This window comes from Mesorhizobium sp. M1066, from assembly GCF_040318635.1.
Taxonomy (GTDB): Bacteria; Pseudomonadota; Alphaproteobacteria; order Rhizobiales; family Rhizobiaceae; genus Mesorhizobium.
In genome coordinates, this window is record NZ_JAMYMR010000008.1 from 38094 (window position 1) to 59235 (window position 21142).

The following is a 21142-nucleotide window of genomic DNA, read 5'->3' on the forward strand; positions in this document are numbered from 1 at the left end:
TGCGATCACGCCTCGATCCGGGTGGACAGCATGCGCGAGGTTTCGATCAGGGTGCGGCATAGGTGCTCCATCGATTTGTGCAGTCTTTCGTCACGGAAGTTTCCATCCTCGTCGAAGGCGCCGCCGCCGTCGGGCACCGAGCATTCCGGCGTCACCACCTCCATCTGGCAGCGCACCAGCACCGCGCGCAGATGGTTGATGCAGCGGATGCCGGCAAAGTGCCCGCTGGAGGACGAACAGAGGCCGGCGACCTTGCCGGCCAGCGGCCTCACCGGCCGGCCGCCATCCCTGCGCACCCGGCTCACCCAGTCGATCGTGTTCTTGAGCAGCGGCGGAATGGAGCCATTATATTCGGGCGTGGCGATCAGCAGCCCGTCATGGGCGATCACCAGACGGCCAAGTTTCTGGGCGTTTTCAGGAACGCCTTTTTCCTTTTCCAAATCCTCGTCCATGATCGGCAGGGGGTAGTCGGCAAGCGAGATGCGGGTCACCTCGGCGCCCTGCATGGCGAGTTCCTTCTGCGCCACGTCGGCGGTCCTGCCGCTATAGGCGCCGCTGCGAACCGAGCCGGCGAAGACGAGGATTTTCGGGATCACTGCCATTGGCCACCCTTGTTCCCGGACAGGTACAGCCAAGGATCGAGCAAATCAACGCCAACTTCGTCATCCTTGGGCGAAGCAGGAGCGAAGCTCCGTCGTGGAGACCTTGGAATCCATTCCGTGACAGCTATCCAGGAGTGCAGCGGAACAGAATTCTGCGCCGTAGCGGCGCTCGGAAGTCGCGGCATGGATCCTCGGGTCTGCGCTGCGTCGCTGCGCTGCGTCGCTGTGCTCCTTGCTCCGCCCGTGGATGACGAAGCGAGGGACGTTCCCGCCATCGCCAAGGTATGCGGTGAGCACTGGCGATCCGCGAACAACCCTGCGCCGAGAAATTAATGCGCTTCGCGGCGGTAGATCCACAGCTGGGTCGGCGGGATGTTGCGGAGGATGAAATCGAAATGCTTGACCGTATAATTGCCACGGCCGGCCGGGATCGGCGACATCGGGCCGTAGGTCAGCTGCACGATCGGCCGTCCGGCCGGGATGCGGTCGAGCAGGCTTTCGATATAGGCAATGCGCTGGGCGACCGGGAAGTTGAGCAGCGGCACGCCGGAAACGACGGAATCGAAGATCATCCCGCTCTTGTCGCCAAGCGTGGCGTTGAGGTTGAAGGCGTCGCCCTCGATGACGTTGACGCCGGGATAGAGTCGCCGCAGGTGACGGACGAAATCCGTGGAATACTCGACCGCGTAGAGGTTCTCGGGCCGCACGCCCTGGGCGAGGATGGCGCGGGTGATGACGCCGGTACCGGGACCGACCTCGAGCACCGGCAGGCCGGATTTAGGATTGACGATCGACGCCATCTTGCGCGCGGTGACCGAACTGGTCGGCACGATCGAACCAACCGCCTTCGGCTTGTCGATCCAGCCCTTGAAGAATTTGAGTTCGTCGTCGAACTTTTCGACAAGCGCCTTCCGCAGTCCAGGGCCACGTGTCATGCAAGCTCTCCTCAGCGCTCCCCGCAAGTTACTTAGCACCTGAGCGGTGCTAGGCAAGGCGCGGCCGGACGCATGTCGTGGATAAGATAATTTTCGTCGCGTCTCAAGGGGTGACGAGATTCAAGGATTTACGCGTTGCAAATCGGCTTGGGCGGGCCAAAGTGCATCAACGTTCGCCGAACGACTCGAAGAAATCCTTCATGCGGGCGAAAAAGCCGCTCGATTGTGGCGAATTGTCCTGCGAGGAGAGCTGTTCGAACTCCTCCAGCAGTTCGCGCTGGCGGCGGGTGAGGTTCTGCGGCGTCTCGACCGCGGTCTGGATGTAGAGGTCGCCGACATTGGGCTGACGCAGCACAGGCATGCCCTTGCCCTTGAGACGGAACTGGCGGCCGTTCTGCGTGCCCTCGGTCACCTTGACCTTGGTCTGCGTCCCGTCCAGCGTCGTCACCTCGAAGGAGCCGCCAAGGGCGGCCGTGGTCATCGAGATCGGCACCTTGCAATACAGATCGGCGCCGTCGCGTTGGAAGAACTCGTGCGGTTTGACCGCCAGGAAAATGTAGAGGTCGCCCGAGGGCCCGCCGCGCAGGCCGGCTTCGCCCTCATTGGCAAGGCGGATGCGGGTGCCGTCCTCGATGCCGGCCGGGATGTTGACCGACAGCGAACGCTCCTCGGTGACGCGGCCCTGGCCGGCGCATTTCGGGCACGGATCCTTGATCGTCTGGCCGCGCCCCTGGCATTGCGGGCAGGTCCGCTCGATCGAGAAGAACCCTTGCGTGGCGCGCACCTTGCCGTGGCCGTTGCACATCGAGCAGGTGACGGGCTGGGTGCCGGGCTTGGCGCCGCTGCCCGAACATTCGGAGCAGGAGATCGACGCCGGCACCCGGATCTGCGCGGTCTTGCCGGCAAAAGCCTCTTCCAGGGTGATTTCCATGTTGTAGCGCAGGTCGGCGCCGCGCTCGCGGCCGCCCGACGAGCGGCGCTGGCGCCCGCCCATCATGTCGCCGAAAATGTCCTCGAAGATGTCGGCGAAACCGCCGGCGCCGAAACCTTGCGCGCCGCCATTCATGCCGCCCTGTTCGAAGGCGGCGTGGCCGAAGCGGTCATAGGCTGCGCGCTTCTGCGGGTCTTTTAGCGTCTCGTAGGCTTCGTTGATTTCCTTGAACTTGTGCTCGCAGGAATGATCGCCGGGGTTGCGGTCGGGATGGAACTGCATGGCGAGCTTGCGAAAAGCGCTCTTGAGCTCCTTCTCGTCGGCGCCTTTTTGGACGCCCAGCGTCTCGTAGAAATCAGCTTTCATTTTTTCCCGCTGTCCGGATGCTCAACGTCTTGAAGCATTGTTGCGTCTCTTGCCGGCACTGACGCTTCGATTTAGGTGCGATGGAAGGGGGATGCCAGTGTCGACGCGGCTTTGCCTGCATTTTTTCAGCAAGGCCCGCTGTTTTTCTGCAAGGGGTTGCAAAAAAGCCCGGCCTTCGCCGGGCTTTTCGCTTTATCTTGCCGTCAAACGGTTCAGGCCGACTTCTTCTTGTCGTCGTCCTCGTCGATTTCCTCGAAATCGGCGTCGACAACGTCACTGTCCTTGGCGGCATCCGCCTTGGCGTCGGCTTCCGCCGCTTCCTTCTGCGAAGCCTCGTACATGGCCTGGCCAAGCTTCATCGAAGCCTCGGCAAGCGCCTGGCTCTTGGCTTCGATGTCGGCCGGGTCGTCGCCTTCGGTCGCGGTCTTCAGCGCCGCGATCGCGTCGGAGATCGCCGTGCGCTCGCCTTCCGAAACCTTGTCGCCATATTCCTTCAGCGACTTCTCCGAGGAATGCAGCAGCGCTTCGGCCTGGTTTCGGGCCTCGACCAGAGCACGCCGCTTCTTGTCGGTCTCGGCATTGGCCTCGGCGTCCTTGACCATCTTCTCGATGTCGGCGTCCGAAAGACCGCCCGATGCCTGGATGCGGATCTGGTGCTCCTTGCCGGTGCCCTTGTCCTTGGCCGAAACGTTGACGATGCCGTTGGCGTCGATGTCGAAGGTGACCTCGATCTGCGGCACGCCACGCGGCGCCGGCGGGATGCCAACCAGGTCGAACTGGCCGAGCGCCTTGTTGTCGGCGGCCATTTCGCGCTCACCCTGGAAGACCCGGATGGTCACGGCCGACTGTGAGTCCTCGGCCGTCGAGAACACCTGGCTCTTCTTGGTCGGGATCGTCGTGTTGCGCTCGATCAGGCGGGTGAACACGCCACCCAGCGTCTCGATGCCGAGCGACAGCGGCGTCACGTCGAGCAACAGCACGTCCTTGACGTCGCCCTGCAGCACGCCGGCCTGGATGGCGGCGCCGAGAGCGACGACTTCATCCGGATTGACGCCCTTGTGCGGCTCCTTGCCGAAGAACTGCTTCACGATCTCCTGGATCTTGGGCATGCGGGTCATGCCGCCGACCAGGACGACTTCGTCGATCTCGCCCGCCTTCAGGCCGGCATCCTTGAGCGCCGCCTTGCAAGGGGCAATCGTGCGCTGGACCAGGTCGTCGACCAGCTGCTCGAACTTGGCGCGCGTCAGCTTCAGCGTCAGGTGCTTCGGCCCGGTCGCGTCGGCGGTGATGAAGGGCAGGTTGATCTCGGTCTGGGTGGTCGACGACAGCTCGATCTTGGCCTTTTCAGCCGCCTCCTTGAGGCGCTGCAGGGCAAGCTTGTCGTTCTTCAGGTCGATACCCTGTTCCTTCTTGAACTCGGCCGCCAGGTATTCGACCAGGCGCATATCGAAATCCTCGCCACCGAGGAAGGTGTCGCCATTGGTCGACTTGACCTCGAACACGCCGTCGCCGATTTCGAGCACCGAAATGTCGAACGTGCCGCCGCCAAGGTCATAGACGGCGATGGTCTTGCCTTCCTTCTTGTCGAGGCCATAGGCAAGCGCCGCGGCCGTCGGCTCATTGATGATGCGCAGCACTTCGAGGCCGGCGATCTTGCCGGCGTCCTTGGTTGCCTGGCGCTGGGCGTCGTTGAAGTAGGCCGGAACTGTGATGACCGCCTTCTCGACCTTTTCGCCGAGATAGGCTTCCGCCGTCTCCTTCATCTTCTGCAGGATCATGGCCGAGATCTGCGAGGGCGACTGCTTCCTGCCGCCGGCCTCGACCCAGGCATCGCCATTGTCGCCCTTGACGATCTTGTAGGGGACAAGCTTCTTGTCCTTCTCCGTCACCGGATCGTCATAGCGGCGGCCGATCAGGCGCTTGACCGCGAAGATGGTGTTTTCAGGATTGGTGACCGCCTGGCGCTTGGCCGGCTGGCCGACCAGACGTTCATCATCGCCCGAGATGGCGACGATGGAAGGCGTCGTGCGCGCGCCTTCCGCATTCTCGATTACCTTCGGTTCCTTGCCATCCATGATGGCGATGCAGGAGTTGGTGGTGCCGAGATCGATACCGATTACTTTTGCCATTTTTCTAGTCTCTCCGCTAAGCAGGCTCTCAGGACCCGTACAGGCGTTCCGACGAAAGCCCCTGTTCACAAGAAATCCCGTTCCGGCAACCGGCATTCCGGCGCCGAACGGCTTGGCGCGTATATAAGAACAGGCGGCATCGCGCGCAAGCATTCTGCGCAAGGCTTCCATGAACCTTTCCACTTCCGCCCGCGACTGATCTCCAGGTGCCGCATGGTGCGGCCCGGAAAGGAAGCCCCCATGACCAATAACCCAGAGGCTCTGCGGTCTCCGGGAACAACAGGAGCTCGGCGCGACCACCGCCTTCGGGACGAGGTCGATGCGCTGGGCTTTCCGCTGATTCCGTTGACCCTGCGTAAGAGCAGGCGTATCGTGATTTTGAGGAAAGCAGACAATTCGATCAGGGAAGAACGAGCCGGACCGCCGCGCCTTGCCCTGATTTGCGCGGCCAGACCCGACGTTCTCCCGTCGACTACGGGGGGTAGTGTCATGTCTCGCATCCGTGGCTCGTTCGTGTCGTCTCTTGCTGGCGGTTTGCGCCGCGCTGTGCATCCAGGCGGGTTGCTGGCACTCGGCCTGTGGCTGGGCGCCGCGCAGGCGCAGGAAACCCGGATCATCTATCCCGGTTCGATGGCGGTGACCGGGTTTTCCGGCACCGTCATTCCCAATTTCGACCCCCCTGATTCCGAAAAAGGGGGCCTGCCGCCCGGCGTCGATCCGGTCGACGAAACCTTCATCGACACCACGCGCGCCACCTTGCGCGTGTTCGACGTCTCGCATCTGGGCGGCCCGGCCTCCGGGCAACTGGTCAACACGCCGCCGCCCTTCGAGGTGACGGCGGAGCAGGTCGGCCAGGTGTTCGGCGTCACCTACGATGACGGCGTGCGCGACGGCGTTCCCTCGGGCATTCCCGATCTCTATGCCGGCGCCACCTCGCTGCACGGCATCCGTATCGTCACCCCGGACGCCGATGATGACGGCCGCCCCGAGCGGCAGCGCCGCGGCGCGGCCGGCGCCACCTTCATGGACGGCCAGTTCGGCACCGAAAACGGTGGCGGGCCGGGCACCGTCTGGAAGATCGACGGCATCACCGGCCAGGTCTCCAAGTTCGCCGACATCGACACCAACAGCGGTCCCGGCATCGGCAATCTCACCTTCGACGCCGCTCACCGTCAGTTCTTCGCTTCCGACCTCGATACCGGCCTGGTCCATCGCATCGACGCCGAAGGCGCGCTGATCGACAGTTTCGACCACGGCGTTGCCGGGCGTCCCGCGCATGGACTTGCTCCAGTCGCCGACGATAGTTCGGTGATGGACATAAAGGGCGCGGCCTTCGACAGCGAAGACCCCGACAGCTGGGGCTACACGCAGGACGAACGCCGCGTCTGGGGCGTTTCCTATCATGGCGGCCGGCTTTATTATTCGGTCGGTGAAAAGTCTGAAATCTGGTCGGTGGGCATTGCCCGCGACGGCAGTTTTGCCGGCGACCCGCGCTGGGAACTGACGGTCAAGGCCGACAAGGACTACGCAGTCACCGACATCGCCTTCGACAACAGCGGCTTCATGTATCTGGCCCAGCGCGGCCCGGTCGAGAACCGCTACGATTACAGCCAGTTCGCCGATTCCGGCAAGGGCGAGGTCATCCGTTATTGGCGCGAGAACCCGGACGATCCGGAAACGGAATCGGTCTGGGTCGAAGTGCCGCAGGAATATGCGGTCGGCTTCCCGCAGGGCAACCGGCAGTCGGCCGGCGGTCTCGACCTGCAGTATGGCTATGATTCCGACGGCAATCTCGACACCTCGATCTGCACGCAGACGCTGGTCAACACCGGCGACAAGCTGCGCGACGATCCGGCTCTCGCCGAGCAGCTCGCCGCCGGCGGGCCGCTGGCCGTGCACGGCGTGCAGATCACGCCGAAAGAGCTGGTCAAGCCGGCCAATGTGCCGCCCTTCGGCTCCTGGTTCGTCGACTTCGACGGCTATTTCGAGGACCCGGAGGTCGAGGGTCATGTCGGCGACGTTGCCGTCTGGCATCCTTGCGAGGGCCGCGCCGGCTATTATGAAGAAATCCCGGGCGGCTACCTGCCCCCCTTCTACCCGCCGGACTTCCCACCGCCCGGTAACCTGCCTCCGTGCATCGATGTCGAGGATATCAGGTACTACTGCACGCCTCGCGGCCTCCAGGCCGATCTCTATCTCCATGATCATGCTGGCTTCGGCGGCGATTCGATCAAGGCGCAGCCTTCGACCGAGACAAGGTCCAGGACGCCAGGCGTCGGGGTGACGTCATCCCAGTCGCATGCGCCCGGCCAGCCTTACACGATCGACATTACCGGCCACTATCCGGGCGACAGAGTGGATGTTGGACTTTGCTTCTACAGGAAGTCCGACAAGGACAAGGGCGGCTACTACCCTTGCTGCAAGATGATCTTGCCGCTCCGAACCCCAGCCGTCAGCTGCGAACGTTGAGGAGGGGAAGATGAAAAATCTCGCACTCTCCCCGTTCGCAACCAACACTCAAGAAACCGTCATGGAGACGATCATGAAACCCCTGTCATACGCCAGGCGCAGCGCGCGCTGGCTGATGGCGGCCGGTATCGCGGTCGCCATGCTAACCCCGGTGCAAGGCTTTGCGGAAGGCGCTGCCCCGATCACCTCGGAGCTGAAGCTCGATCTCGACAGTTCGCGCGTCATCACTCCGAGGCCCGACCGGGTCGTGCCCTTCTTCACCAAGAAAGGCACTCAACGAGGCTGCGACTACGTCGTCTATTCGCTGAGCTTCGGCCTGCGCGGCGATCCGCAGGGTCTTGCCGACCCAAGCCTTGAGGCCAGGCTGAAGAAGGTCCGGGTCGACTTTAAGGACCAGCTTCCGCACGGCCTTGAGATCGTCAACGTCAATGTGTCCGGCGACGGCACGGATTCATCCGGCGGACCACTGCCGGGCGCGACGATCAGCACCTCGGCGGGTCCCAACGATACCGCTGTTGTTTCAGACTTCCGCATCTCCACTTCCGATCTCGACGGCGCCGGCGCTCCCAACGAGCGCGTCATCAACTTCAAGATCACGGCCAAGATCGATCATGCGGCATTTCCCGCGCCGACGATCGTCGACAACCAGGGGATGATCAAGGTGACCGCCGGACCGGGCACCGGGACCATCATCCCGTCGCAGGATCCCATCAAGCCCGACGACGGCGACTTCAAGACCGGCGTGAAGACCTCGATCAAGATCGACGTCACCAAGTGCAACCCGCCGCCACTACCTCCCGGCAAGGAATGCTTCAAGGTGGAGCGCGGCACCGTCGACTGCGTGCCCGGCGGCGGTGCCTTCATCTACCACATGCCGGTCGGCCCGGAGATGGGCGGCAAGTGGGTGCAGGTGTCGACAACCACGCCCGGCATCACCATCGTCCCCGACACGCAACTGGTGCCGGCGGGCGGCGGTGTCCTCAACTGGAAGATCGTCGGTGCATCGCCCGGCGACGTCATCCACCTCATCGTCACCGGCATCGAAACCTATGCCGGTCCGAAGGAAGGCTGGGGCCTTTGCTGCACGCAGACCATCGACATCGTCATCCCGCGTGACCAGAGGTGCCCGCCCAAGGACAAGGAGCCCGACCTCAAGGTCGAGAAACGCGCCGACGTGACGCGTTGCACGATGGGCGGCGGCTGCGGCTTCACCATCAGGGTCACCAATGTCGGCACCGGTGCCTACCACGGCAAGATCGTGCTCGACGAGGTGACGCTGCCGGCCGGATCGACGCTCGATTCAGGGCCCAATCCGCCCTGGGTATGCGTACCCGGCACCACCCCGATGATTTGCACCTATCCGGTGACCACGCTCAATCCGGGAGCCTCCGTCGATCTCAAGCTCGGCTTCAAGCCGGCCGGAGGCTGGCAAGGCAGCGTCTTGCGCAACTGCGCCACCTATAATTACGGGGCCAGCGGCAAGCCACTGTTCGGCAGCCAGTCGAACGATCGCGGCTGTGCCTCGATCCCGGTCTGCCGACGTGGCGACCGTGACCGCGACTGCCGGCCGCCGGTCGAAAAGAAGGTCGACCTGATCCTGAAGAAGCGTGCCCGCGTCCCGGTCTGCACGGCCGACGGCATCTGCTATTTTGTGATCGACATCATCAATAACGGCACGTCGACCTATAACGGGCCGCTGACCGTGATAGACAGCTATCCGGCCGGCGCGCCAGCCTCCTCGACCTTCGGCCCGAGCCCGCCATGGACCTGCGCACCAACCGGCCCCGGGCTGTTCCGCTGCGACAATGCGGGCATCTCGCTGCCTCCGGGCGGCTCGACGCCGATCGTCGTCAAGGCGGTCATGCCGGCCGGCTACCAGTCGGACACTGTCGAGAATTGCGCGACGGTGAAGCCCATCCCCGGTGAAAACGATCTCACCAACAACAAGGCCTGCGCAAAGGAACGCTTCCGTCATCCCAATGGCGGCAAGCCGACCTTGCGCATCACCAAGGTGTGCAACGGCTCGCTCGCCGGCGCTGCGGCCATCTCTTGCCGCATCACCGTCATCAGCCTTGGCACCGCTGCCCCCCCCGGCCCGGTGCGGGTCAACGATGCCGCCACGCTGGTGGCCGGCGGCGCGCCTGTCCAGATCCAGACCGTCACCCCTGACGGCGCTGAGTGGGCGTGCGGACCGGTTCCGGCCAATGCGCTGTCATGCCAGATTCCCGGTGCCGTCATGGTACCTGGAACCAGCCGCCACTTCGACGTGACGGTCTCGGCCAATGGGGCGTTCGAGAACTGCGCGCGCGGTTCGTATGGTCCGGCGCCGGGCGACGACGTCGTCTATCCCTTTGGCCAGGCCTGCGCCAAGGGCGGCGGTTCTTCGACCATCCGTGTCGAAAAGACCGGCGACCGCGAATGCCGGCTCGGCCAACCCTGCTCGTTCGAGATCACCATCACCAATGACGGAGCGACCGCCTTCTCCGGGCCGGTACGCATCGGCGATGCGATCGGCGTGGACGGTCTCGGCAGGCTGGAAGGCGTTGAGATCACGTCGATCGATCCGCCCTTCGGCTGCTCGCCGGAACCGGCAACCTTGCCTGCGTCCTGCATTGCCAACCTGACGCTCGGCGCCGGCGAAAGCCAGGTGCACCATGTCACCGTGGTCATTCCCGACGACGGTCGCCTGGCCAATCTGCAGGGCAATGTCAGCGGCCAGAACTGCGTCGGCGTGCTCTCTCCCGACACACGGGTGCAAGGCGGTGGCGAGGTGCTCGGCGGCGATCAGACCAATGTGCAGGGCGATCGCGGCAAGGCCTATGCCTGCCATCCCTTCACCATTAGCCAGGAGACGAAGAAGGAATGCTCGCAAGGCTTCGTCATGAACGATGCCGGCCGCTGCGTTTGCCCGGAAGGCACCACCTACCGCAACGGCCAGTGCTCGCCGGGCGGTGGTATCGTGCCGAAGCCGGAACAGCCGAAGCGCTGTGTGCTGCTCGAAGGCCAGATCCGCACCGCGGACGGACGTTGCGTCTGCCCACGCGGAACCGGGCTCGAGAACGGCAGATGTGTCAGGACCGACAAGCCCGAGCAGTGCGCCATCCGTGGCCAGGTCCACAATGCGGATGGCGATTGCGTCTGCCCCAGGGGAACCGAGATCAGGGGCAATGCCTGCCGCCCGATCCAGCCAAAGCCTGAGCAGTGCACGATCCGTGGTCAGGTTCACGACGCCGATGGAGACTGCGTCTGCCCGAGAGGGACCGAGGTGCGCAATGGTGCCTGCCGCCCGATCCAGCCGAAGCCTGAGCAGTGCATCATCCGTGGTCAGATCCACGACGCGGATGGCGATTGTGTCTGCCCAAGGGGTACCGAGGTCAGAAACGGCGCCTGCCGTCCGATCCGGCCAAAGCCTGAGCAGTGCACGATCCGTGGTCAGGTCCACGACGCCAACGGCATTTGTGTCTGCCCGAGGGGTACCGAGGTGCGGGGCAATGCCTGCCGGCGCAAGCAGCCGACGCAGGAGCAATGCGACATACGCGGCCAGGTCCACAACAAGCGCGGCGAGTGTGTCTGCCCGCGTGGGACCGAGGTGATCAACGGCGCATGCCGCAGGCAGGAGGTGGAATGCGCACCGGGCTCGCAGATGATCAATGGCCAGTGCCAACCGATCATCAGGCGGCGCTGCCCGGAAGGCACGATCGGACGCTATCCGAACTGCCGGCCGGTCCGCGGACAACCGTCGCTGGAGCTCAACCCCGGCCTGCTGCTGCAGCAGGTACTGCCACGGCGCAGGCCGCAGGTCGAACAGCAGCAGGATCCGGTTCAAGACAGAATCCTGAAGCTCCAGCAGCAATAACCACCTGCTCGACACGAGACCAGAAACCCGCCGGAGCAATCCGGCGGGTTTTTCTTATGGCTCCGAAGCAAGCGGGTATTGGCCGCACCATGATCGCGGATAACGGCACGCACCCCAGCCTGCGCGCCGACCGCGCCTGCACCCTCGACAAGTCGGCTGTGGCGCATTAGGCAGTCGATAGGGTGGCCGGACGAAAAGGCCGCTCGGAAAGGCCGCATCCATGAGCAGAAAGACCCTGATTGCACCATCGGTGCTGGCGTCGGACTTTTCGAAGCTCGGTGATGAGGTCGAAGCCGTGGCGGCGGCCGGCGCCGACTGGATCCATCTCGATGTGATGGACGGGCACTTCGTGCCCAACATCACCTTTGGGCCGCCGGTGATCAAGGCGATCCGCAACCGCACCAAGGCCTTCTTCGACTGCCATCTGATGATTGCCCCGGCCGACCCCTATCTGGCCGCTTTCGCCGAGGCCGGCTGCGACGGTTTGACCGTGCATGCCGAGGCCGGCCCGCATCTCGACCGCTCGCTGCAGACCATCAGAAACCTTGGCAAGAAGGCCGGTGTGTCGCTCAATCCGGCGACGCCGGAAAGCGCGGTCGAATATGTGCTCGACCGGCTCGACCTGATCCTGATCATGACCGTCAATCCGGGCTTCGGCGGCCAGGCCTTCATCCCGGCGGTTGTCGACAAGGTGAAGCGGGTCAAGGCCCTGATCGGCGGCCGGCCGATCCGCATCGAAATCGACGGCGGTGTTTCAGCCGAAACTGCGCCGCTGGTCACCGCTGCCGGCGCCGACGTGCTGGTGGCGGGCGCCGCCATCTTCAAGGGCGGCAGCGTCGAGGCTTATCGTCAGAACATCCAGGCGATCAGGGCGGCAGCCGACAACGCAGCCGGCTGACCAGCGCTGTTCCCGCCTTCAGCCCGACATGCCGGCTAAGGTTCTGGTCCCGGGCGGGGCTTGTGAAGATCTGATGCGCAACGGCATCGGGCTGAGCGGTTGCCTGATTCGGTCTCAGGTCCGCCGGTCTATGGCCAAAGCAGACAGTTGATTTCGCGCGCATACAAAAGAACAGAAAGACAGATTCTCCTGCGTGCATACAAAACATGTTAAGTTTCCACAGGTTGTGAAAATGCGCGGAATTACAGCATTGAACTCCGGAATGCCACATATTCCTTTGTGCTAAAGTACAATAACGTGATCTTCTGCTTGAGCAGGCGAATGCTCGCACTGTATGGTACAAGTACGAGAAGGCGAATGCTTTCGGACTCGAATCGCCCAGGACAAGTCCTCGGGACAAGGAGTCGCTATGACATACGGAGCTGCCAATCTGAACGACGACGCTGCGGGACCGAAGAGCACGCTTGCCAGTACGGTCTATCAGCAATTGCGGGACGATCTTCTCGGCGGTGTCCTTGAAACCGAGAGCAAACTGCGGGTCGAATGGGTTGTCTCCAAATATGGGGCCGGCGCCTCACCTGTCCGCGAGGCTCTCAATCGCCTCGCCTCGGAAGGACTTCTCGGCCGGCACGACCAGCGCGGCTTCTTCATCATGCCGGTCAGTGCGTCGGAACTCGAAGAGCTGACGCGCACCCGCTGCTGGCTCGAGGAGCGGGCGCTTCGCGAATCCATCGCCCACCGCACCGCCGAATGGGAAGAACAACTCGTGCTGGCGCTGCATCGCCTGGGCCGTGCGTCACGTTTTTCGCCGCAGAACCTCGTCTCGCTCAATCCCGATTGGGAGAGGCTGCATCGCATCTTTCACAGGGTGCTGATTTCGGCCTGCCGGTCGCAATGGCTGGTGGGGTTTTGCGACCAGCTCTCCGATCACGCCTATCGCTACCGGCAAATGGCCAATGATGGCGAAGGCGTCCAGCGCGATGATTTCGGCGAGCATCGCCTGATCGCCGAATGTGCCCTGGACGGCAATGCCGACGGTGCCGTCGAGGCACTGCTCAACCACTACCGGTTGACTGCCGCCATGTGCATGAAACGCTTCGAGCAGGACGACGAAACGAAGGAACTCGCCGGCAAACGCGCTCGGCGATAGCAGTCGTTTCCTGGTGGGTCTCTTGCGCTCGACCTGCGTCGGCGCGGCTGGCGTGAACCGCTGCCGGCGGACTTGACGGCGCGGCCAAGAACCGCGAACTCTCGCCGCCAAGGCATGCCGCGACAGGCGCATGCCCCAGCGCCGCCGCACCCAGGGAAGTCTTCATGAGCAATCATCTGTTCGATGCGTTCCGGTCCCGGATGCCGTCGCCAGCGCGCTTGCTGATGGAAACCGATGATGGCCGCTCGCTCACCTATGGCGATATGCTGGCCCGCTCGGCGCAGCTTGCGCATGCGCTCTTGCAACTGGATGTCGAACCCGGTGACCGCGTTGCCGTGCAGGTCGAGAAGAGCCCGGAAGCGGTCCTGCTCTATCTCGCCTGCCTGCGCGCCGGCGCCGTCTTCCTGCCGCTCAACACCGCCTACACATTGGCCGAGCTGGAGTATTTCTTCGGCGACGCGGAACCACGCCTGGTCGTCTGCGACCCGGCAAGAGCGGCCGACATCGGCGCGCTGGCGGAAAGGACGGGCGCCGTCACCGTCACGCTCGGCCGCGAAGGCCGGGGATCTCTGACTGATCAGGCCTCGCGGCTGCCGACGGATTTTCGTGACGTGGCGCGCGGGCGGGATGACCTCGCGGCAATCCTCTACACGTCGGGAACCACCGGCCGTTCGAAAGGCGCCATGCTCAGCCACGACAACCTCGCCTCCAACGCGCGCGTGCTGGTCGAGCACTGGCGCTTCACCGGGGACGACGTGCTGATCCACGCGCTGCCGATCTTCCACACGCACGGCCTGTTCGTCGCCATCAACGTCATCCTGATGGCCGGCGCCTCGATGCTGTTCGAGCAGAAGTTCGATCCGGCCCGCATCGTCTCGCTGATGCCGCGTGCCACGGCCCTGATGGGCGTGCCGACCTTCTACGTGCGCCTGCTGCAGCAGGATGGGCTGGACCATGAGGCGGCAAAAAACATCCGTGTGTTCATTTCCGGGTCGGCGCCGCTGCTGGCCGAGACACACAAGGCCTGGCGCGAGCGCACCGGCCACGCGATCCTCGAACGCTACGGCATGACCGAGACCAACATGAACACCTCGAACCCCTATGAGGGCGAGCGGCGCGCCGGCACGGTCGGTTTCCCCTTGCCCGGCGTCACGCTTCGCATCGCCGATCCCGACAGCGGGGCAGCACTTGCGCAAAGCGAGGTCGGCATGATCGAGGTCAAGGGCCCAAACGTCTTTGGCGGCTATTGGCGCATGCCGGAGAAGACCAAGACGGAATTCCGCCCCGACGGCTTCTTCATCACCGGCGATCTCGGTATGGTCGACGCCGACGGCTACGTCCACATTGTCGGCCGCGGCAAGGACCTGATCATATCAGGCGGCTACAACATCTATCCGAAGGAGCTCGAAAGCGAGATCGACGCGCTCGACGGGGTTAGTGAAAGCGCCGTCATCGGCGTTGCCCATCCGGATTTCGGCGAGGGCGTCACCGCTGTCGTCGTACGGGCGCCGTCATCGCGGATCACCGGTGCCGAAATTCTCGGCGCCATCGCCGGACGGGTGGCGAAATACAAGCACCCGAAACGGGTGATCTTCGTCGATGAGCTGCCGCGCAACACCATGGGCAAGGTACAGAAGAACCTGCTGCGCGACACCTACAAGGACATATACGCATCATAGTTGCGCGGTGCCTGGGGCAGGGGCGCCTACTCCTTGCGCGGCCTTTCGACCCGACTGCCGGAGCCCCACAACGCGCGCTTCAGCAGGTTGCGCTTGCGTGGGACGAGGTTGATGTCGCTGACAAGCTTGGCGCCGCCCTCGCGCCGTTCCAGGGTGATCTTGCGGCTGTGGAAGGCTTCCAGCTCGGCCCGGTGCGCCACGCTGATGATGGTGACATCAGGCAATTCACGGATCACCGTCGCCATCATGGTTTCCTGGCTCTTCTCGTCGAGCGCCGAGGTTGCTTCATCCAGCACGACGATGTCGGGGCGGTGCAGCAGCAGGCGCGCGAAGGCAAGACGCTGCTTTTCGCCGCCTGACAGCGTCTGGTCCGATGGCGCTTCTTCCTTGATCCTTTCGGCAAGATAGGCAAGGCCGACCTTGTCCAGGGCGGCCTTGATCTGTTTGATCGTCCACTTGTCCGCCGCTGCGGGATAGGCGACCGCGCGGCGAAGCGTGCCCGAGGGGATGTAGGGGCGTTGCGGCAGCATGAACAGTCGCCTGTCGGCGTGGAAATTGACGCTGCCGCCGCCCCATGGCCACAGGCCAGCAACCGCCCGCACCAGCGTCGACTTTCCCGAGCCGGATTCGCCAGCCACCAGCACGCGCTCACCCGGTTCGATCGCAACCTCGGTTTCCTTGACCACGGAGGTGCCGTCGTCGAGCGTGACGGAGAGATCGTCGAGGCTGAGCATCGCACCGTCTTCGGTTTCGCCGTGCTGGATGCGTCCAAGCGCGTCGCTCTGCTCCGCACGCTCGAGCCCGTCGAGCGACATCATCAGCGAGGCGATGCGCCGCGCCGAGGCGTTCCAGTCGGCAAGACGCGGATAGTTGTCGACCAGCCATCCGAACGCGCCTTGCACGATGGCGAAGGCGGAGGCAGCCTGCATCACCTGTCCGAGCGACATCGAGCCTTCGAGGAATTTCGGTGCGCAAAGCAGGACCGGCACGACCGGTGCAAACAGGCTCGACCCCTGCGACACCAGCGCCGTGCGCATGTGCTGGCCCGTCAGCAGCGCCCATTGCCGGAGCACATGGCCGAAATTCCTGTCGATGCCGCTGCGCTCCTCCTCCTCGCCGCCGAGCAATGCGATGCTCTCGCCGTTTTCGCGCACGCGCGTCAGCGTATAGCGGAATTCGGCTTCCGCCTGGTTCTTCTGCTCGGAGAGCCGGACGAAATGGCGGCCGATGACCACCATCGACGTGGAGGTGATGGCAGCATAGATGACCGCGGTGATGACGAGGAAGCCCGGAATGGTCAGACTTTCGCCGCCGATCGGCAAAGTGAGCGCGCCGCCGATCGTCCACAGCACCACGATGAAGGTCGAGGCCGACAGGAACGCGTTGAGGACGCCGGAGACGAAATCGACGGGTGACTCGGTGGCGATCCGCAGATCCTCCGTGAGGCGGGCTTCGGGATTGGAGTGGTCTCCGGCGACGAGGTTCAACTGATAGTAGCGGCCATTGGCGAGCCAGCGCGCGATGACGGCGGTGGTCAGCCAGGAACGCCAGCGGCGCTGGATTGTCATGCGCAGATAGACCTGCGCGACCACAAGGCCCGCGTTTCCAGCCACGAGCGGCAGGAATATGGCGCTGAGCACATAGACGGTGTGGACGTTGCGTTGCTCGATGGCGTCGAAGAACGCGCGGTTCCAGACGTTGATCCCGTATTGAAAGCCGACATTGACGCAGATCAGGATCAACAGCCCGATCGTGAGCGGCCAGGCAAGCCCGTCGCCGCGCCGGGCCCAGTAGCCGCGCCCGCTGATCCAGAAACGCCGTAGCAGGTATTTTCTGCGCGCCTGCTCGGCCTCTTCCGGCGTCAGCTGCGGATCGGGCTCGACAGCCTCCGGCGGCGGTCCCGGCTGGCCGTCGACCTCGGGGGCAGCTTCGGCGGTCGACGGCTTTTTTTCGCGCAGCTCCTCGTGGCGTGGCCTCTGGTCACGCGGCGCTTGCTGTCGCGGCTTCAAGGCACCGCGCGGTTTGATGCCGTCGGCCTGTTTCAATTTGGGTTTCGCCTCGGACATACGTCCGACAACGACCTCAAAATCAAAAGGTTTCATGACGTCAGCCGACTTGACCTGATATCAACGCACAGTGTCGGAGCCGGCCGCAAAAACCTTTTCGCCGCCGATCCAGACGCCCTTCGTGTCGAGATCGTCCGACAGCGCGACAATATCCGCAGCCGTGCCGTTGGCGAATCGGCCAAGCCGGTGCGACTGACCGATTGCTTGCGCCGGATAGAGCGAAGCCATGCGCAAGGCCTCGGAAAGCTCGACCCCGACGACGCGGTGGATGAAACGAACGGCCGAGATCATATCGAGATCGGCGCCCGCCAGCGTTCCGTCGGCGAGCCTCAGGCTGCCATCCCTTCGATAGATGGTGCGGCCGTTGAGCGTGAACGACGTCATGTCGGTGCCGATTGTCGCCATGGCGTCGGTGACCAGCACGATTTTGCCGGGACCTTGCTTGGCGCGCAGCGCGATCTTGATCGTGGCCGGATCGACATGGATGCCGTCGGCGATGAGACCGGCCGACAAGGTGCCGATGTCGATGGCCGCGCCGACCAGTCCGGGCTCGCGGTTGCCGATCTGGCTCATCGCATTGAACAGATGGGTGACCATCGAGGCGCCGCCCGCGGCAAAAGCGCTGGCGGTGGCATAGCCGGTATCGGAATGGCCAAGGCTGACGATGATGCCGGCCTTGGCGAGTGCCGCGACGCGCGCCGGCTCGACGGATTCCGGGGCAATGGTGGTGAGCAGCACCGGTAGTTTCTGCCGCGCGGCGATCAGCATCGCCTGATCTGCATCCGTCATCGGCCGGATCAGTGCCGGATCATGTGCACCCTTGCGGGCGACCGACAGATGCGGGCCTTCGAGATGCAGCCCGAGAAATCCAGGCACCTTTTGGCGCGCCGCTGCCTCGCCGGCGGCGACAGCGGCGGCGGTGATGTCTGATGTGTCGGTGATCAGCGTCGGCAGCAGCGCCGTCGTGCCGAAGGGCGCATGTGCGCGGCAGATGGTCTCGATCGAAGCGACATCGGGGTGGTCATTGAGCATGACGCCGCCACCGCCATTGACCTGCAGGTCGACGAAGCCCGGCGCCAGCACGCCGCTGCCGGTGTCGACGACGCGGATATCCGAGGGGATGGCGCCGGCGGGCAAAATGGCCTCGACGAGACCGTCGCGCACGACAAGTGCGTGGCCTTCATGCCAGTCGTCTCCATCGAAAATCCGGGCGCCAGTCAGGGCAAAGCGATCGCTCATACTGTCTCCGTCACCTTGCGAAGATTGCGCGGCGTGTCCGGGTCGAGACCGCGATGGCGGGCAAAGGCCTCGACGAACATGTAGAAGGAGACGATCAGCGTCAGCGGATCGGTCAGCGGATGGCCGGTGGCGACGTGCGGCAGGCGCACGGCGCGCTGGGCTAGTGCGGAGGTGACGAACACCGGCGCGCCCTTGGCCGCCAGGCTGTCGGCGGCCTCGGCGATCGACGGTTCGGACGCATCGCGCGCGGCCAGCGCCAGCACCGGAAAGTCGGGGCCGATCAGCGCCAGCGGGCCATGCATGACTTCGGCCGCACTATAGGCCTCGGCATGCATGCCGCAGGTTTCCTTGAATTTCAGCGCCGCCTCATTGGCCATCGCCGCCGAGGGTCCGCGGCCGAGGATGAACAGCGACTTCTGCTTCTCGATCGTCTCAGACAGCACGCTCATCCAGTCGCAGGCGATCGCCTTGCCGAAATGCTCCGGCAGGCGGGCAAGTGCGGCCAACAGCGCATCGTCGCCGGTGGCATGCGCCATCAGAGCGAGGCCGGCGACGGCCGAATTGATGAAGGTCTTGGTTGCCGCCACGCTGCGCTCGGGGCCGGCCAGGATATCGATCGCATAGTCCGAAGCGCGCGCCAGCGGCGAATCGGCGGTGTTGGTGATGGCGACGGTCAGCGCGCCCCCCGCCCGCGCGGTTTCGGCCATGGCGACGATGTCGGGGCTCTTGCCCGACTGCGAGATCGCCAGGCAGGCCGAGCCGGCAAGCCTGAGTTTGCGGCCATAGATCGAGGCGATCGACGGGCCGACCGATGCGACGGCGAGGCCGGCGGTCAGTTCGACGGCATATTTCATGAAGGTGGCGGCATGGTCGGACGAGCCGCGCGCCACGGTGACGACAAACTGCGGGTCGCGTTCGCGGATGCCGCGCCCGGCCTCGGTCAACACGGCGCCGGAGCCGTCGAGCAGGCGGGCGACCGCTTGCGGGACCTCCTCGATCTCGCGCCGCATATAGGTCATTTCTGCCGACATGGTCGGCTCTGTCGTGCTCATGGTCGGCCCTCTTCGCTCGGCCCTGTCAGCCGCAGTTCGGCGACGAAATCATAGGCGTCGCCCCGGTAGATGGAGCGGGTGAATTCGATCACCTTGCCGCTCGCCAGATAGGAAATGCGTTCGATGTGCAGGCCGGCAATGCCTGGCGGCACTTCGAGCAGGCGCGCGTCGCTGTCGCCGAGATTGGCGGCGGAAATGCGCTGCACGGCGCGCACCGGCCGGTTGCCGGTCAATTCCAGCGCCGCATAGAGCGAGGAACCTATATCGGCCGGGTCGGGCAAGACGCTGGCCGACAGCGAGGCGCGCTCGATCGCCAGCGGCGTGTCGTTGGCGATGCGCAGGCGCGCCACGCGCGCCACCAGTTCGCTCGAGGACAGACCGAGCACCATCATCTCGTCGGGCGAAGGTGCGTAAAGGCCGCGGTCGAGCCATGCCGAACGCACAGCCATGCCGCGCCGCGCCATGTCTTCGGTGAACGAGGTCAGTCGCGACAGCGACTGTTCGACACGCTCCATGCGCGGCGCCACGAAAGTGCCGGAGCCGTGGCGCTGCACCAGGATGCCGCCCTTGACGAGGTCCTGCACCGCCTTGCGCACGGTGACCCGCGAAATATCGGCCTTGGTGGCAATGTCGCGCTCGGAAGGCAACGCGTCGCCCGGCCCGATCAGGCCGCGATTGACCGCGTCCTCGATGCTCTTGCGAAGCTGCAGATAAAGCGGCGCGCCGCTTTGCGCCTGATGTTTGAGCGTGGCGAAGATCTGGTCGGCGGCCTCGCTCATCGGGCCGCCTCCGCGTGTCCGGCGAAAAGGCGAACCGCCATCTGCACCGCGCCGCCCAGTGCGTCGTCGAGCGGCGGCTTCAGCAGCGCCCGATAGCGGGCAGACAGGCGCGGCGCGTAGAGCGGCGCCAGCCCGCCGAGCAGGCACAGCGGCGCGTCGTCGGCAAGGTCGAGCGCGCCGAGCGAGGCTTCGACGTCGGCGACCACCCTGTCGAGGATCCAGTTGGCGACGCTGTCGCCCTTTTCGGCATGCTCGAACACCTTGGGTGCGAAGCCGCCGAAGTCGCCCGGCTTGGCATTGGTGGTGAATTCGACGACGTCCTCCGGGTTGTTGCGGAACACGGCCAGCATGCTCTGCGTCAGCGGCGAACCTTCGCGGACGCCGTCATAGGCAAGCAATGTCTGTTCGAGCAGGTCGCGGCCGATACGGGCGCCGCTGCCCTGGTCGCCAACCTGGAAGCCCCAGCCGCCGATGGCGCGCGATTTGCCTTGTCTGCGCGCCATATAGGCGGTGCCGGTGCCGAGGATCGCCATGGCGCCGTCACCGGAGCCGACAGCGCCTTCCAGTGCGATCTCGGCGTCGGTCTCGACGCGGCTGATGCTGAACGGCAGGATCGCTTCGAGCTGCTGCCGGTAGGTGCCGACATTGGCGCCGGCAAGGCCGAGAATTGCGGGTGTCTGCGGGATCAATTCCGCATCCTGCCCAGCGGCGAGGAACGCCTGCCGCGCGGCCTCGACGATGTTCGAGCGGGCGCCGGTCAGGTCGGTGCGGATGTTGGCGGCGCCGCTTTTGGCGCGGCCGATCACCGTGCCGTCCGCCGTTGCCAGGGCGGCCCTGCAGCTGGTGCCGCCGCCATCGATTCCGAGCACGAAATTCACGTGATTTCTCCTCCGGGCGGATAATACCAATAAAATACCAATAGCCAAGGGTTAATTTCCGTTTCAAAAAGATTAAGCCGTATTTTATTGAAAAATCTATGTATTTCGTCGGA

14 protein-coding genes are annotated in these 21142 nt (G+C 64.4%); 5 read left to right on the forward strand and 9 right to left on the reverse strand.

Features of this window, described 5'->3' with window-relative positions; genetic code table 11:
* Positions 1-5: 5 nt before the first annotated feature.
* The 4 genes from NKH52_RS13690 to dnaK all read right to left on the reverse strand — a co-directional run bounded on the left by NKH52_RS13690 (position 6) and on the right by dnaK (position 4963).
* Positions 6-602, reverse strand: coding sequence for an NADPH-dependent FMN reductase (locus NKH52_RS13690; protein ID WP_023814188.1), 597 nt, complete (start codon positions 600-602; stop codon positions 6-8).
* A gap of 329 nt (positions 603-931) precedes the next feature.
* On the reverse strand, positions 932-1537 hold the full coding sequence (gene pmtA / locus NKH52_RS13695; protein ID WP_128305147.1) for a phospholipid N-methyltransferase PmtA: 606 nt from the start codon (positions 1535-1537) through the stop codon (positions 932-934).
* Positions 1538-1703: 166 nt separating this feature from the next.
* A complete protein-coding gene (gene dnaJ / locus NKH52_RS13700; RefSeq protein WP_013528587.1) occupies positions 1704-2834 on the reverse strand; it encodes a molecular chaperone DnaJ in 1131 nt (376 codons plus the stop codon).
* Positions 2835-3046: 212 nt separating this feature from the next.
* Positions 3047-4963, reverse strand: a complete 1917-nt coding sequence (dnaK, locus tag NKH52_RS13705; RefSeq protein WP_023810872.1) for a molecular chaperone DnaK — start codon at positions 4961-4963, stop codon at positions 3047-3049.
* Positions 4964-5176: 213 nt separating this feature from the next.
* Between dnaK and NKH52_RS13710 the strand changes: the two genes are divergently transcribed.
* The 5 genes from NKH52_RS13710 (at position 5177) to NKH52_RS13730 (ending at position 15015) form a co-directional block, all read left to right on the forward strand.
* A complete protein-coding gene (locus NKH52_RS13710; RefSeq protein WP_352730225.1) occupies positions 5177-7432 on the forward strand; it encodes a hypothetical protein in 2256 nt (751 codons plus the stop codon).
* 10 nt (positions 7433-7442) lie between these two features.
* Positions 7443-11288: a DUF7929 domain-containing protein gene (locus NKH52_RS13715; RefSeq protein ID WP_352730227.1), complete on the forward strand. Its 3846-nt coding sequence runs from the start codon at positions 7443-7445 to the stop codon at positions 11286-11288.
* 220 nt (positions 11289-11508) lie between these two features.
* Positions 11509-12186, forward strand: coding sequence for a ribulose-phosphate 3-epimerase (gene rpe / locus NKH52_RS13720; protein WP_352730229.1), 678 nt, complete (start codon positions 11509-11511; stop codon positions 12184-12186).
* A 409-nt stretch (positions 12187-12595) separates the two neighbouring features.
* Positions 12596-13336: a GntR family transcriptional regulator gene (locus NKH52_RS13725; protein ID WP_352730230.1), complete on the forward strand. Its 741-nt coding sequence runs from the start codon at positions 12596-12598 to the stop codon at positions 13334-13336.
* A 164-nt stretch (positions 13337-13500) separates the two neighbouring features.
* Positions 13501-15015 carry a malonate--CoA ligase gene (locus NKH52_RS13730; RefSeq protein WP_352730232.1) on the forward strand — a complete coding sequence of 505 codons (1515 nt, stop codon included), beginning with the start codon at positions 13501-13503 and terminating at the stop codon, positions 15013-15015.
* A gap of 26 nt (positions 15016-15041) precedes the next feature.
* On the opposite strand, the gene NKH52_RS13735 is transcribed toward NKH52_RS13730, so the two are convergent.
* Genes NKH52_RS13735 through NKH52_RS13755 form a run of 5 tightly spaced genes read right to left on the reverse strand, consistent with a single transcriptional unit; the run spans position 15042 to position 21029 of the window.
* Entirely contained in the window at positions 15042-17081 is a 2040-nt protein-coding gene (locus NKH52_RS13735) for an ABC transporter ATP-binding protein/permease (RefSeq protein WP_352730514.1), read from the reverse strand.
* Positions 17082-17141: 60 nt separating this feature from the next.
* Complete coding sequence (nagA, locus tag NKH52_RS13740) at positions 17142-18320, reverse strand: N-acetylglucosamine-6-phosphate deacetylase (RefSeq protein WP_352730234.1); 1179 nt, start codon at positions 18318-18320, stop codon at positions 17142-17144.
* Positions 18317-19351 carry an SIS domain-containing protein gene (locus NKH52_RS13745; RefSeq protein ID WP_352730516.1) on the reverse strand — a complete coding sequence of 345 codons (1035 nt, stop codon included), beginning with the start codon at positions 19349-19351 and terminating at the stop codon, positions 18317-18319. The genes nagA and NKH52_RS13745 overlap by 4 nt, the downstream gene beginning before the upstream one ends.
* Positions 19352-19368: 17 nt before the next feature.
* Complete coding sequence (locus NKH52_RS13750) at positions 19369-20151, reverse strand: GntR family transcriptional regulator (protein ID WP_027040192.1); 783 nt, start codon at positions 20149-20151, stop codon at positions 19369-19371.
* Complete coding sequence (locus NKH52_RS13755) at positions 20148-21029, reverse strand: glucosamine kinase nucleotide-binding domain-containing protein (protein ID WP_352730236.1); 882 nt, start codon at positions 21027-21029, stop codon at positions 20148-20150. The genes NKH52_RS13750 and NKH52_RS13755 overlap by 4 nt, the downstream gene beginning before the upstream one ends.
* Between the last annotated feature and the right edge of the window lie 113 nt (positions 21030-21142).